This window comes from Sorangium sp. So ce128 (assembly GCF_051525245.1).
Lineage (GTDB): Bacteria > Myxococcota_A > Polyangia > Polyangiales > Polyangiaceae > Sorangium > Sorangium cellulosum_B.
On sequence record NZ_CP150313.1, the window covers coordinates 5,946,563 to 5,960,013 of the forward strand.

At 69.2% G+C, this 13,451-nt stretch carries 11 protein-coding genes; 3 read left to right on the plus strand and 8 right to left on the minus strand.

Annotation, left to right across the window (positions count from 1 at the left end; all coding sequences use genetic code 11):
* Positions 1–17: 17 nt before the first annotated feature.
* The 4 genes from WME82_RS22540 to WME82_RS22555 all read right to left on the minus strand — a co-directional run bounded on the left by WME82_RS22540 (position 18) and on the right by WME82_RS22555 (position 5,448).
* The gene (locus WME82_RS22540) at positions 18–1,796 is read right to left on the minus strand and encodes a CotH kinase family protein (protein WP_438044478.1); all 1,779 of its coding nucleotides are present in this window, start codon (positions 1,794–1,796) and stop codon (positions 18–20) included.
* Positions 1,797–2,179: 383 nt separating this feature from the next.
* Positions 2,180–2,587, minus strand: a complete 408-nt coding sequence (locus tag WME82_RS22545; RefSeq protein ID WP_438044479.1) for a Kazal-type serine protease inhibitor family protein — start codon at positions 2,585–2,587, stop codon at positions 2,180–2,182.
* Between the two features lie 549 nt (positions 2,588–3,136).
* Positions 3,137–3,907, minus strand: coding sequence for a response regulator transcription factor (locus WME82_RS22550; protein WP_438044480.1), 771 nt, complete (start codon positions 3,905–3,907; stop codon positions 3,137–3,139).
* 410 nt (positions 3,908–4,317) lie between these two features.
* Positions 4,318–5,448: an alpha/beta hydrolase family esterase gene (locus WME82_RS22555; protein ID WP_438044481.1), complete on the minus strand. Its 1,131-nt coding sequence runs from the start codon at positions 5,446–5,448 to the stop codon at positions 4,318–4,320.
* Between the two features lie 367 nt (positions 5,449–5,815).
* Between WME82_RS22555 and WME82_RS22560 the strand changes: the two genes are divergently transcribed.
* Entirely contained in the window at positions 5,816–6,637 is an 822-nt protein-coding gene (locus WME82_RS22560) for a polysaccharide deacetylase family protein (RefSeq protein WP_438044482.1), read from the plus strand.
* A gap of 531 nt (positions 6,638–7,168) precedes the next feature.
* Positions 7,169–8,215 carry an ABC transporter substrate-binding protein gene (locus tag WME82_RS22565; RefSeq protein WP_438044483.1) on the plus strand — a complete coding sequence of 349 codons (1,047 nt, stop codon included), beginning with the start codon at positions 7,169–7,171 and terminating at the stop codon, positions 8,213–8,215.
* Positions 8,216–8,242: 27 nt separating this feature from the next.
* Here WME82_RS22565 and WME82_RS22570 read toward each other — a convergent pair whose 3' ends face one another.
* The gene (locus WME82_RS22570) at positions 8,243–9,319 is read right to left on the minus strand and encodes an ABC transporter substrate-binding protein (RefSeq protein ID WP_438044484.1); all 1,077 of its coding nucleotides are present in this window, start codon (positions 9,317–9,319) and stop codon (positions 8,243–8,245) included.
* Positions 9,320–9,519: 200 nt separating this feature from the next.
* Here WME82_RS22570 and WME82_RS22575 point away from each other — a divergent pair, with 200 nt between their 5' ends.
* Entirely contained in the window at positions 9,520–10,587 is a 1,068-nt protein-coding gene (locus tag WME82_RS22575) for a hypothetical protein (protein ID WP_438044485.1), read from the plus strand.
* An 89-nt stretch (positions 10,588–10,676) separates the two neighbouring features.
* On the opposite strand, the gene WME82_RS22580 is transcribed toward WME82_RS22575, so the two are convergent.
* The 3 genes from WME82_RS22580 to WME82_RS22590 form a co-directional block, all read right to left on the minus strand.
* Complete coding sequence (locus WME82_RS22580) at positions 10,677–10,970, minus strand: hypothetical protein (RefSeq protein WP_438044486.1); 294 nt, start codon at positions 10,968–10,970, stop codon at positions 10,677–10,679.
* Positions 10,971–11,174: 204 nt separating this feature from the next.
* On the minus strand, positions 11,175–11,666 hold the full coding sequence (locus tag WME82_RS22585; protein WP_438044487.1) for a nucleoside deaminase: 492 nt from the start codon (positions 11,664–11,666) through the stop codon (positions 11,175–11,177).
* The gene (locus WME82_RS22590; protein ID WP_438044488.1) at positions 11,663–13,168 is read right to left on the minus strand and encodes a cytochrome P450; all 1,506 of its coding nucleotides are present in this window, start codon (positions 13,166–13,168) and stop codon (positions 11,663–11,665) included. The genes WME82_RS22585 and WME82_RS22590 overlap by 4 nt, the downstream gene beginning before the upstream one ends.
* Positions 13,169–13,451: the final 283 nt, after the last annotated feature.

Below are 13,451 nucleotides of genomic sequence, written 5' to 3' on the forward strand. Positions count from 1 at the left end.
AGGTGACGGCTCGACCCTCACTGCTCGAGGTAGAGGGCCACCTCCGCTGTCCGTCCCTTGGCGTGGGCGATCAGCGTGGCGAGTCCGTTGTCGAAGTCCTCGGGCGTCGTGAGGTGCGTGTGCCCCTCGATCTCGCCCTCCGGCCCGACGACGTACGGCGCGATCAGGTCGTGCGCCGCCTTGAACCACGCCTCGGAAGCGGCCGCCTCGTACTCCTTGGCGGCGGCCTGCGCCACGTAGCCGCGGTAGACCTCGAGATAGACCGGATCGTCGAGCAGGAACCGGACGAGCGGCCATTGCTCGGTCACGTCGGCCATCGAGAGGGGCAGCGCCGTCAGCCCGATGTTCACGCCCGCGTCGGCGTCCGAGAAAGCGAAGGTGTGATCCCAGGGGATCCACGTGAACTGCCCGCCCTTGTTCGGGTCCGCGTAGAGATAGTAGTTGTGCGGCAGGCGGCCGTACACGTCCCAGTCCTCGACCACCGCGTTCAGCGCGAACCAGTGCAGGAAGCCGTCGACGTCGAGGCGCGCCTCGAGCCCCGCGCGCCAGGCGGCGGCGTCGGTCCGATCGGCGTGCAGCGCGTCGAACAGCGCCCGCGCGTCCGAGAGATCGGTGTCGTCCTCGTTGTTCTCCTTGACGATGGTGTCGGGGTCCCACGTCTCCCACCGCGCGCCGGTGCCATCGGGCTTGTAGAGGTTGCCCTTGTGGCCGCCGAAATGGGTGTCGAGGAACGACTCGTCCGACGGGAGCTCGATGCCGGTGTACAGCCCGAAATAGACGGGCCCTTCCCCGTGATCGATGAAGACCCGGTAGAACGCGGTCGCCGGCGCGGGGATCCCCGCCTTGGCGAAGATGTCGGTGCCGATCTTCTCGCGCAGGAGCGAGGGATCCAGGTACCCGCTCGCGAACGACATCGAGTCGAACCCGTAGAAGCGCTGATTCTTGGTCTCGGGATACTCGTCCTCGTATCGGTCGAAGTTGAGGCGCAGCGGCAGCTTCCAGTTGCCCGCGTTCCAGGGCAAGAGCAGGCTCGAGTTGCCCTTGAAGCGGATGCCGACGTGCTTCCACTGCCGATCCTCGGTGGCGACGTCGCACTCGACGTAGACAGGCGTGCGCGGGAGCAGCTCGACGCTGCTGATGAGCCCCGGATCGCCGCCCCCAGGGCCGGGCGGCATGCAGGCCAGCTCGCCCTCGACGTCGGTGCACGTCCCCTCGGTCTCGGTTCCGAAGATGTCGATCGTGCAGTCGGCGTCCGCCGCGAGCCCCTCGCAGGCGTCGATCCAGTCCTGCGGCGGCGTGAATTCATCGGGGTCCTGCGGGTTCGGCTGGCAGGTCAGGCCGCCGGGGAGCTCCGTGCACGTCCCCGCGGCGTCGGTCCCGAAGAGGTCGATGGTGCAGGCGTCGCCGGCCACGAGAGCATCGCAGGCCGCGACCCACTCCGGAGGCGGCGCGAATGGACCGGCCTGCGAGCCGAACTCGCCGGCCATGTCCGTCATGTCGTCCACCATCTGCTGCCACTGCTCGGGCGTGATGGTGATGTCGACGCGCGGAACCCGGTCCTGCGGGAACGCGGCGGCGTAATCCGGTGGCTCCGTGGGGACGCCGCCCGCCTCGCCGTCGCCGCCTGCGCCGTCGCCGCCTGCGCCGTCTCCGCCCGCGCCCTGCCCTCCGGTGCTGCTGCTCGCGCCGGGGCCCGCCCCGGTCGCGCCGGGGTCGTCGGACGAGCCGCAGCCCACGAGAGGCGCGGCCGCCAGCGTGGCGAAAGGCAACAGGCAACGCAGAATTCTTAAGTTCATCGATCGCTCCTCAGCTCGCGTTTCGGGGCAATCTTATGTCAATTGTGCATCGATTGCGTGACGAAACCACGCGCCAGAAGCGTGCGGCGTGCCGTCATCGGCCAGATCGGCCCGAGGCGCAGGGCCGGGGTGTGGTGGAATTTTCCACATCAATCACAGAAGAATTTTCCACTGATGAGGCCGTGGAGATCAGGAGGCAGTGGAGATCTCCACATGGAAGGAGGGCGGCGCAGGCGCGCCGCGCGCCCTCCCGCGACGACCGCGCATGCCTCTCCGCTCCCCGAGGAGAGCAAGGCAGGTCGACATCGACGCGGGAGGGCGGCGAGAGCTATCGAGTCGACGCCGCGGGGGACGCGGGGCAGCGGGCCCCCCGCGGCGCGCGCTCACGAGGGCGCGCCGCACTTGCCGCGCGACGCGACCGACACGCCCGCCGCGTTCGCGGCGCATGCATTGCTGTACGTCCTGCCGTCGCAGCCGCAAACGGGATCGTACACCTGGGTGCACGCCTGCGGGATGGGCGCGCAGACGCCCGTCTGATCGGCCGCGCCGCACTGCGCCTTGATGTCGTAGTCACAGAAGAAGCCGCGCTCGCACGCGATCCCGGCGAGGCCGCCACAGACGCTACCCTGCTGCCCGCCGCCTCCCCTCACCTCACTCGACTCGGAGACGATCGATTCGGGCGCATCGTCGGCCACCTCCACCTGACAGCCCGCGGCGAGCGGGGCCATGGCGAGCGCGAGCCAGACGACGGATGCCATGCGACTGCCCTTGAACCAAGCCTGAACGTTCATGATGTTTCCTCCAATGTCGCCTCGCCGCTCCCGGCAAAGCGATGACCGTGCGTGAGCCCCTCTCCTGGCGAGAAAGGGCACCTTGCGCCGGGCGCGAGCGCGGCGCGTGATCCATGTCATCCCCCTGCCGATCGGTCGGCGAGCATGAGAGCCAACTCGACGCGACCTACGTGCGATGAGACCTCGATCCGACGGTCGCAGCGCCGCGGGGGCACGGTCTCCTTGGCAGGAGTCAGGCCACGCGTCGCGCGGCGCGGTTTCCACGGCGTGCGCGCCCGGCTGCGGCGTCAGAACCGCCCGGATCGGGCGAAAGCTGCGCAACGTGAGCGCGGGCCTGCGCAACCGGCCCCCGCAGCGTGGCCTGCGCGGCCCTCTCACGATCACCGACGGCGAGGCGAGCCACGAGCCAATCCAGCGCTGACGGAGAGCGCGTCCATCGCCGATGTGACCGTCGCGCCGCCGTATGCCAGGCGACCGTGAGGCTCGCGCTCTCCCGGCGAGCGCTCGTCGCTCTGCGGGCCGGCCAGCGGCGCGCGCTCGCGTCGCCCCTCAGCCCAGGAGCCCCCGCTCGCCCAGCCACAGCGTCGCGCCGGCGCGGCTATAGATGCCGAGCTTGTCGTAGGCGTGGGCGATGTGATGCTGCACGGTCTTCTGGGAGATGTGAAGGACGACCGCGATCTCGCGGTTGGTCTTGCCGACCCCGACGAGCCGCAGCACCTCCAGCTCGCGCGCCGTGAGCGCCCTTCGTGTCCGGACGAGCCGAGCGCACCCGCCGCTTCCGCGCTCTCCGCTCGGAGGAGCGCTCGGAACGGGATCGGTGGCGAGCAGATAGTTGTACGTCGTCCCGCGCCCCCCGGCGAGGCGATGGGTCCAGATCGGGTTGGCGCAATAGAGCTCCAGCATCTCCTTCGTGTACCCGATCACGAAGTGCTCGAAATACGGGTGCCAGGCCGGGAGGTCGTGAACTCGAAATTCGACGCCGGCGTCCCGCAGCGCCGCTTCGGAGCGGCTGTCGGTCTCGGAAAAATAACGATGCCAGAGGGTGGGAATGGCCGTGACCAGCGAGGACATCCCCGGATCTCGGACGAAGCGCTTCAGCGGGCCATCGACGAGCGCCCAGCGCGCCGACTCGGCCCCGAGCTCGAAGAGGGCGTCCTTGCGGTCCGGATAGAAGCGCCGAACGAGCTCGTCGTGGAACGTGAGGAACTCGGGCAGCGGAACCAGGCTGCTGGCCGTGATCGGCTGCCTGAACCACGGGTGGCTCAGCGCCATGTCTCGAAAGAGGCCGCGCCACGCTTCCGAGCCGAATCTCCGGCTCACCAAGGTTTTCCGCGTCAGAATTGTGGTTCCGCTGACCTTCATGGGAAGCTCGTTGAAGCCTCCCGCGGGACGACGAAGCCGCTCGGGAGGCAGGCTCCCAAAGTATCACTCGCCACGTCGAACGATCAAGGCGTCGGCCACCAACGCGCGAGTTCGCGTGTCACGCCGCAGCTACGATCACGCGGTATTCACACACCAACAGCAGATTCTTCTGATGGCGCTGCAGGCCGACAGACCGCGCTGTGGATGCATAGCGTCATTGCATCCCACGGCGGGTCGTATCTCGATGTCAGCGGAGTCGCTCGAACGTGGAGGCGGGTGTGGGCAGGACGGCGAGGATCGAGGGACGCCGTGCACGGGAATGGTGGGACGCGCCGCGTCGAGCGCGCAGAGGGCGCGTCAGGAAGAGGCTACGGCAGGGTGTGCCGCTTCAGGACCGGCCAGCCGACCGCGGCGTTGCCGTAGTCGTGACCCCCTCCCTGCTTCGTGCAGAGGGCCACTTCGACGCCGCCCTCGCAGTTCGAGAAGGTCGAGCAGCCCTTGCTGTCTTCAGCCGATGGCGCGCCCGTGCACTTGTTGATCTGGCCCCACTTCTCGAGGGTCGATTTCGCCCCGAGGAACGTGATGGGCATGCCGCTCACCACCGCGGAGTATCCACCGGCGTAAGGCACGATCGGATCCCCGGTGCTGCGGAACGAGATCACGGTGATCGGGCGCGACGGCTTGCAATCGGCGATGTTCTCCTGCAGGAGATCGAAGGCGGCGGGCGCCACGGCGGCGAACGTATCGGCCGCGTGGCAAGCGAGGTAGTGGGACATGCCGCCTCCCATCGAGAAGCCGACCGCGTAGATGCGCTTCGTGTCGATGCAGGCGGTCTCCTGGATCTCGGCCACCATCGCCTTGACGAACGCCACGTCGTCGGTGTTCTTCACGCAGCAGGGCCCCACGTTCCAGGCGCCGCCCGACGGGCCGGCCAGCCCTGACGGGAAGGCCATGATGACCCCCTCCGGGTCGGTCTGCGCCGGATACGGCGAGCCCGATCGCTCCGACGGGCCAGAGCCGCCGAGGGGGTGGAGGTCCACCACGAGAGGCACCGGCTTGCTGCCGTCGTACGCCGCGGGGACATGCAAGACATAGCTGCGGTTCGAGGAGCCGATCGTGATCGTCTTGTTCGTGTCGCCGGCCCTCAGCGCGGGCGACGGGCAGGTGATGGGCTCGCCGCCCCCGGCGCCGCTCGTGCTGGCGCCGCCACCCGCGCCGCTCGTGCTGGCGCCGCCACCCGCGCCGCTCGTGCTGGCGCCGCCACCCGCGCCGCTCGCGCTGGCGTCGCCACCCGCGCCGCTCGTGCTGGCGCCATCGCTGCCGGTGCTGGTGCCGCTGGCCGAGCCCGTCGTGCCCGCCGACACGCTCCCGCTGCCGCTGCCCGAGGTGCTGCTCGTGCTGGCGCCGGCGGCGGGGCCGCCGCCGTCGCCGCCGGCGCTGGTGGTCCCATCGCTGTCACCACCGCAGCCCCAGAGGGAGATGCCGAGCGCTCCCAGCACCAGAATCAGCTTCGGTAAACTCGTTCGTCCGTACGTCATTGGTCAGCACCTCTGTCCGGTGGGTTCAAGACCGCCATCCGGTGCTCGGGCCACGTCCTCGGAAGCGCGAGACAGCGCCGCCCCTCGTCTTCCCGGCTCGCCGTCCGTCGTCCCATCACCCGATGCACGTGGCTGTCATATCCGAGGTCGCTGGCTCGAGGCATGGGCATACTGGCCTATGCCTCGACGCCGCAGCCGCTCGCCGCCGCTCGCGGTCCCGGGAGCATCTCCAGGCGTTCCTGGAAGGCGCAGAGCGCGCTGGTCTTCCCGGAAGGGCGCCGGAGGCCCGGGCACGGTCGATGATACGGCGGCGTGTTCCGTGGAGATCGTGCCCACGGAGAGGGGCTGTGCGCGGCGCCCCGCGACGCGCGGACAGCAGGCGGCGCTGGCGTTCGTCGTGGCGTGCCTCGCCGCCGTCCTCCTCTCCCCGGTCCACGTGACTCGGCGTGACCCGGGCGCCCTTGTCGTGTCCATCGAATTCGACGACACGCTGGCGGATCAGCTCTCCGTGCGCTCCATCCTCGCCGAGCACGGGATGCATGCCACGTTCTTCGTGAACAGCGGTGTACTCGACCGCCCCGGCTACCTGACGGTCGCAGAGCTCCGCGCGCTCGCGTCCGACGGCCATGAGGTCGGCGGCCACACCGTCAATCACGTGCGGCTGCCCGGGCTCAGCGCCAGCGAGCAGCGCCGGCAGATCTGCGATGATCGCCGCGCCCTCCTCGCGCTGGGCTTCGCCGTGAGCGACTTCGCCTACCCCTGGGGCGCTCACGACAGCGTCAGCACCGCGCTGGTGCGCGCCTGCGGTTACGACAGCGGAAGGCGCGCGGGCGGGCTCGCGTTCGCCTCATGCATCTCGTGCCCATGGACGGAGTCCATCCCTCCGCGCGACCCCACCGCCACCCGCGCGCCCGGCTCCCTCACCCGCAGCCAAGGCGTCCCCACGATCCAGGCTCTCATCCGCCGCGCGCAGCGGGACGGCGGATGGATCCAGCTCATCTTCCACCACGTCTGTGACGCCTGCGGCAAGTACAGCATCTCCAGACAGGACTTCTCCACCCTCCTCGACTGGCTCGCGGAGGAGCGCGACGCGGGCCGCGTCGTCGTCCTGACCGTGCGGCAGGTGATCCGCGGCGAGGTGCCTCGCTAGGCGGCCTGTGCGCGTTCCGCCATCCCGCCCGCGCGCGCCGCCGCGAGGCAGGCCGGTTGCCGCCATCGCGCGCGGGAAGGTAAGGAAAGCGCCATGAGGCGGAGAGCCGCGTGTCGGGCTCAACCTGGAGCGGCTTGCATGACGTGCTCGCGCGGCAAAGAGGGAGGTTGTGGCGGGAGTTCCTGGATCGACAGGACAGGAGGCGGCTTGTCCGGGCATGGTCGTGAGAGCAATCCAGGTGCCGCGACGCGGATCGCCTGTCTTCCGCCGTGGAGCGTGGTCCTGGGGCCGCTGGAGCGGCCTTCTTTTGTCGCGCCGCTGCACGGATTCGAGCAGCTCTTCACCCCCCTGTTGCTCCAGCAGCAGCTCCTCCGCAGCTCGAGCAGCAGATCGTCGCCCCCGGCCATCACGCTCCCCAGATCAGAGCGTCATCGCGCAATCCCCGCTTTCGCTCGGCCAGCTCATCCGTTATAGTGGACACATCGTCCGTTCGATAGTTCGCGACGGACGCCCAACGGAAGGAAGCTTTGCATGAAACAGCTGTTCAAGCTGCTCGCCCTGGTGCTCGCGCCGCTCGCCATCGCGCTGAGCGCCCAGGCGGCAGAAAAACCGAGCGAGATCCGCGTCGCCAACCCGGGCGTGGGCGTCGGCAATCGCCCGGTGGTGGGGGGCTCGGCCTGGTCGCTGCTCAACCTGAACAGCGCGCTCGAGAGCGAATTCAAGAGCGATGGCGTGCCGGTGCGCTGGAACTTCCTGCGCGGCGCCGGGCCGGCCGTGAACGAGACGTACGCCAACGGGCTGACCGATTTCTCTCTGCTCGGCGATCTGCCGTCGATCATCGGCCGCGCCGGCGGCCTGAAGACGCGCATCCTCGCGAGCGGGCCGAAGAGCAACCTGTACATCGCCGTGCCCGCGGACTCGCCGATCCAGAGCATCAAGGATCTCAAGGGCAAGCGCTTCGCCGTGTTCAAGGGCACCTGCTTGCAGCTCTCGGCGGCGCGCATCCTGGAGGCCAACGGGCTCAGCGAGCGCGACACGCGCGCCATCAACATGGACAACGCGACCACCAAGGCAGCGCTGGCGACCAAGGACGTCGACGCGGCCATCGGCGGCCCTGACCTGCTCGCCCAGCGCGATCAAGGCATCGTGCGCATCATCTATTCGACCAAGGGCGACCCCCGCTACACCTGCAACAGCACCATCATCGGCTCGGACGACTTCATCCGAAAGTACCCCGACATCACGAAGCGCGTGGTGCGGCAGTACGTCCTGGCAGCGAAGTGGCTCGCGGATCAGGAGAAGGACCTGAGCGCGGCATACCGCGTCTGGTCGCGCTCCGGCGTCCCGTTCGCGGCCTTCAAGGAGGACTGGGCCGGCGAGTCGGTGCGCGACAGGGACAGCCCGCTCGTGGACGCGTACGTGGTCGCTCGTTACAAGACGAGCATCGCCGACGCCAGGCGCCTGGGCCTGATCCGCACGACGTTCGACTTCGAGCCCTGGGTCGATCGCAGCTTCCTCGATCAAGTCCTGAGAGAGGAGAAGCTTGAAGGTTTCTGGAAGCCCCGCACGCTGCCCTGACGCATCGAGGGGGGCGACCGACCCCGACTACTTCGCGGCCTGGTCGTTCGCGTAGGGGTTGAGCTCGTTCGTGTAGACGCGGCTCAGGGCGATCTCGCCCGGCTTGAGCTCGCCGCTCTTGACCATCCAGTCGATCCAGACCTGGAAATCGCGCTCCGCGATCAGGCCGCCCTTGCCGGCGACGCCGTAGCTGCGCCAGAACTTGATGGCCGAGTCCTCCTCGTTCCGGCCGCGCTTCTTCATCAGCGCGATGCAGCGCGCCACCACCGTCTCGCGCGGCGTGTCCCGGGCCCACTCGATGGCCTTGGCCGTCGCCTCGACGAAGCGCCGCGCGGTCTTGGGGTTTTGCTTGATGAAGCTCGTCTTCATCACGTAGCTGCCGGCGGTGAACTTGCCGTAGAGCTCGTAGTCCGAGAACAGCGAACGAATGCCGCCGCGCTCGAGCGCGCGATCGCGGTAGATGTCGCCGAGCGTCGCCACGTCGACCTGCTTCTCGCGGAGCAGCTGCTCGCCGTTCACCGGGGGAACGACGAGCAGCGTGACGCGCCGGGCCTCCTCCGGCGCGAGCTGGCCTCGCGACAGAAACTCCTTGACCATGAACTCGCTGTGGGCGCCGAGCGTGTTCATGGAGATCGTCTTGTCCAGCAGATCGCGCGCGGTGCGCAGCGGGCTGTCGTTCAGCACGTAGAAGCCGCTCTGGCGTTGCTCGTCGACACCGTAGTAGCCCGCGACGGCGATGATGGGCGCCTTGGCCGCGATCAGCTTGACGATGGCGCCGTTGAAGGCGCCGCCGAAGTCGGTGTCGCCGGTGACCACGGCCTGTACGCTCTGGGGGCCGCTCACCGTGCTGCCGATGAAATTCAGGCGGATCGGCGCGAGGTAACCGAGATCTTCCGCGAGCTCGATCGGCGACACCGTGCCGTTGTTGCCCTGATAGCGGAGCTCGAGCGTCTCGAACTCGCCCTCCGCTCCGGCGGCGGAGGCACGCGAAGCGTCGTCGCGCGAGCAGGCCGCCGCGCCGCACGACACCAGCAGGGCGAAAAGGAGGACGGCACGCAGCGCGGCGCGGAGCAGCTGAGCAGGGATGGGACGCGGAGCAGTCATATCCGTTATATTAGACGATCATCCGCTAAAGTACAAGCCTCTCCATCTTGCCGAAGAACTCGCGCATGCGTCAGAACGCGTGGCCCTCGACGTGCCTGGCACAGGTTTTTCTTGAACGCCTGTCTTGCATCAAACCGCGCGTCTTTCTCGGGATTTTTCCACGCGCGGCCCTGGCACTCTTTGGCACAGGAGCGAATCCAATGACAGACCTTCGACCTACCTGGCTTCATTTCGGCCCCGTGTTCTCGCTCGCGCTCGCCCTTTCCGGCGCGCTCGCGGGCTGCGGACCGCTCGGCTCGACGACCTGTGAGTACGACGGCGTCGACTACAGCCCCGGCGACGAATTTCGTGACAAGGACGGGTGCAACAGCTGCTCCTGCACGGAGGACGGGAACGTCGCCTGCACCGATATGGCGTGCACCTCCGACTGCACGTGGGGAGGGGTCACGCACGCGCCCGGCGAGTCGTTCCCTGCCGGGGACGGGTGCAACAGCTGCTTCTGCATGGAGGACGGGGACGTCGCCTGCACGCTGATCGAGTGCACCGACGGCTGCATCTACGAGGGGCTCGCCTACCCGCCCGGTGAGTCCTTCCCGGCGTCCGACGGGTGCAACACCTGCACCTGCGATCCCTCGGGCTCCGGGAACGTCGGCTGTACCAAGATCGCGTGTCACGGCTGTGAGCGAGACGGCATCGGTTACGCGGCGGGGGCGCCGGTCCCACCGGGCGACGGCTGCAACAGCTGCACGTGCAACGCGGACGGCGAAATCGTGTGCACGGACGTGGCTTGCCCGGAGGGCTGCACGTATGGAGGCGTGGAGTACAGGCCGGGCGACAGCTTCCCTGCCCTCGACGGCTGCAACACCTGCTCGTGCGGCGAGGATGGCAGCGTCGCATGCACGGAGAAGGGCTGTCTGGAGGCCTGCACCTACGGAGGTGTGGGATACGGGCAGGGCGACAGCTTCCCCTCCCTCGACGGCTGCAACACCTGCACCTGCACCGCCGGCGGGGGCGTGGCCTGCACCGAGCGTTACTGCGGATGCGACGCGTCGAGCGAGTGGTGGCGCCAGTACGTGAGCACCAGCCCGGAGGAGTGCGCGCTCATCGACTTCGCCTGCACCGGAGGCCTGACCTACGTCTCCAACGAGTGCGGCTGCGGCTGCGAGCAGGACCCGAGCTGCTCGCCCTCGTTCAACTGCATGCCACCTCAGGCGTGCGATGTGGACGAGATCAAGAAGCGCTGCCCGTACTCCGCGATCGTATTCTGAGCGGATACGTCGCGCTCACCCCGCGAGGACCCGCGCGCCGCGTGACGGCCGAGCCGGCGGGGGCCGCCGTGAACGAGCCGCGGCGCGGCTCATGGCGCGAGGCCGAGCGCGCGGCGGCCGAGATCGTGCGCGCCCTGCGTCGCCGCCAGCGCCTCGGCGCCCGCGAGCTCCGCGAAGGCGCGCGCGTGGAAGCGCTCCTCGGGCAGGATGCGCTCGAACACCGCGCGCACGTCGGGGGGCGCCGCCGGGTCGGCGGCGATGACCTCGATGCGCTCGAGGCGCATGCGCTCGGAGTGCGCGCCCACCGCGCGCCCGGTCTCGAGATCGCGGACGACATCGAGGGTCTCCTTGCAGTAGCGCTCGCGCTTCGAGCTCCGCCTCACCGAACGCGGCCTGCGCGTGGCCGCGCACGCCCGCCACGCGGTCGCGCGGGCCGAGGCGTTCGCGCGGGATCTGCGCGGCGAGCCGCGGCGCGAGTCGGTCACGCTCGCCGGTGGCGAGGCTGCCTTCCTCTACCTGCTCGGCCCGGCCCTGGCGCGCTTCTCCGCCGAGGAGGCGAGCCTCCGCCTTGTCGGGCGCGGAGCGGGCTACGACCGCTCCACGGCGCTCCGCAGCAGCGCCACGGCAGCCTCTCGCAGGATCGGCCCGTCCACGCGCACGGCGGGCGAGGCGTTCGCCAGCACCTCGTGGCAGCGCACCGGCAGAGCTCGCCCGCCGAGCACCGCGATGATGTCCGGCGTGCTGGCAGCGTAGACGATGCGGCTCACCCCCGCCCAGAACAACGCCCCCGAGCACATGGCGCAAGGCTCCCCGCTGGCGTACACGGTACCGCCCGCGAGCGCTTCCGGGCCGTGCGCCGCCGTCGCTGCGCGGATCAACACCACCTCGGCGTGAGCGGTGCAGTCGCCCTGCCCTGCGTTGGCCGTTCGCCGCTGGTTGCCGCTCACCTGGAGCACCTGGCCGCCTTGCACGAGCACGGCGCCGAACGGCATGTTGCCGGCGCGCAGGGCGTCGCTCGAGGCGTCCACGGCGAGCTGCATGAAGCCAGCGTCCAGGGGGTCGTCTACTTGATGGGTCATGGTAAACCGACCTCGCCGTTCACCGAGCTCGCGCGCGAGATCACGCCTGCGGGCGCGCGGCGCGCAGGCGTCACACGGAGACGGAGCTGACCGACCGGGCGTGCCATGCCGCCCATCATGAGGTCGAGCCACGCGCGCGGCCGGCGAAGCACCTCGATCCGGAAGTCGCGCAGGAGCACGGTGAGCGCAATTCCCAACATCGTGTAGGCGAGCGTCCGGCCAGGGCAGAGGTGATGGCCGAGCCCGAACGCGCCAAACCGCCGCTCCTTGACTGCCGGGCTCTGGAAGGCGTCCGTCTTCATGTCGCAATACCGATCGGGCTCGTAGCGAGACGGATCGTGGTAGAACGACGAATCGCCGTTGACGAGCCCCATCGACATCCCGATGAGGCTGCCGGCCGGGATCAGGTGGCCGCCCAGCTCCACCGGCCTCCGCGAGAGCCGCCAGAGGCCACCGTTGCCATGGAGGCGCAGCGACTCGTTGATCGAGCGGAGCAACACCGGCATGCGGCAGAGCGCGCCGAGATCGAGGGCTTGCCCATCCTGGAGGACGCGAGCTTGCTCCTCGAGCACCGCGGCGAGCGCCCGCGGGTGCTCCAGCAGCTCCGACAGGCTCGCGGCGAGGCTCATGGCCGTGTTCGTGTGCGCGCCGAGGACCGCGCCCATCACGGCGAGCGCAGCATTGCGGAGCTGCTCGGGCGTCGCGGCCGTGGGCTCGTCCCCGAGGGAACTCTTGATCACCGCATGGAGATAACCTTCCGGGTCGGCGCTGCCCTCGGCCGCCACGCGCCGCACCTCGCTCATGAAGATCGAGATGATGCGCTCCCGCGCCTGCTTGCGGCGCTTCGCCGAGGGCGTCTCGATGGGCAGGAAGAAGCCCGTGAGGTTCAGCTCGCTCTCGAGGATGTGAAACTGGCGCGCGAGCTCGTCGCACAGCGGCTCGGAGATGGTGTCGCCGCACACGAACCGGCAAGCCATGTGCAGCACGAGGTCGTTGGCGAGCGCGAGCGCGTCGATCTCGCCGCCGGCGAGCCGCGCGCGCAGGAACCGCGCCGTGAAATCCGCGAGAGGGCCGCTCTGGCGACGCACGGACGCGCCGGAGAGCGCGCGGAGCACGTGGGGCTGGACCTCGACGAAGAGGTCTTCGCCGAGCATCCTGCCGGCGAGCCGCCGGTACGCGTCCACGAGGTTCAGCTCTTCACCCGCGTCGATGAAGCGCTGTGTGGCGTCCTTGCCGCCGACGAACGTGAGCGGCAGCCCGAACAGCGATAGGGTAAATACATCACCAAGCGCCTCGTGGCCTGCGCGCTGGAGCTCGGTCGGGTCGGCCAGCAGCGCGATCGCCGTACCGATGCCGGGCACGATCGCCCCAAGCCGCGGCGGCCCCGCCCCGTTGGACCGGGACTCGGCACGGACGAGCGCCCGCACGATCTTCCGCCGCGTGCTGCCGGTGTTCGGCTGGGGAGCGCTGCTATCCACCTGCGATCGAGATGTATTTTGCATGGGCTGGTGACTCCAACGCTCGCACAGGAGAGAGCGTTACGACCGCTGTCAAGGGAAGAGCCGAATGCCACGCTCACCGACGGGCACCATCTGTGTGCTGCCCCTTGGTGGTCCTCCACCATGTCGTGCCGCCCGCCCCCGCACGGCACCGCGTCTGTCTTCTTCCGATTTATCCGCCGTCAACGTTCGAGCAGGGCGAGACGGTGAGGCAGCGACTGGGCTTGTGTGATGCCTCATGGTCGCTGCTTCAGCTCATCCTCCCGCACTGCGCATGCGGTGTCAA

Bases quoted from the DNA above. Each gene is read 5' to 3' on its own strand.
- WME82_RS22565 (WP_438044483.1), top strand. From the start codon at position 7,169: ATGAAACAGCTGTTCAAGCTGCTCGCCCTGGTGCTCGCGCCGCTCGCC.
- WME82_RS22590 (WP_438044488.1), bottom strand. From the start codon at position 13,168: ATGCAAAATACATCTCGATCGCAGGTGGATAGCAGCGCTCCCCAGCCG.
- WME82_RS22540 (WP_438044478.1), bottom strand. From the start codon at position 1,796: ATGAACTTAAGAATTCTGCGTTGCCTGTTGCCTTTCGCCACGCTGGCG.
- WME82_RS22585 (WP_438044487.1), bottom strand. From the start codon at position 11,666: ATGACCCATCAAGTAGACGACCCCCTGGACGCTGGCTTCATGCAGCTC.
- WME82_RS22575 (WP_438044485.1), top strand. From the start codon at position 9,520: ATGACAGACCTTCGACCTACCTGGCTTCATTTCGGCCCCGTGTTCTCG.
- WME82_RS22545 (WP_438044479.1), bottom strand. From the start codon at position 2,587: ATGAACGTTCAGGCTTGGTTCAAGGGCAGTCGCATGGCATCCGTCGTC.
- WME82_RS22570 (WP_438044484.1), bottom strand. From the start codon at position 9,319: ATGACTGCTCCGCGTCCCATCCCTGCTCAGCTGCTCCGCGCCGCGCTG.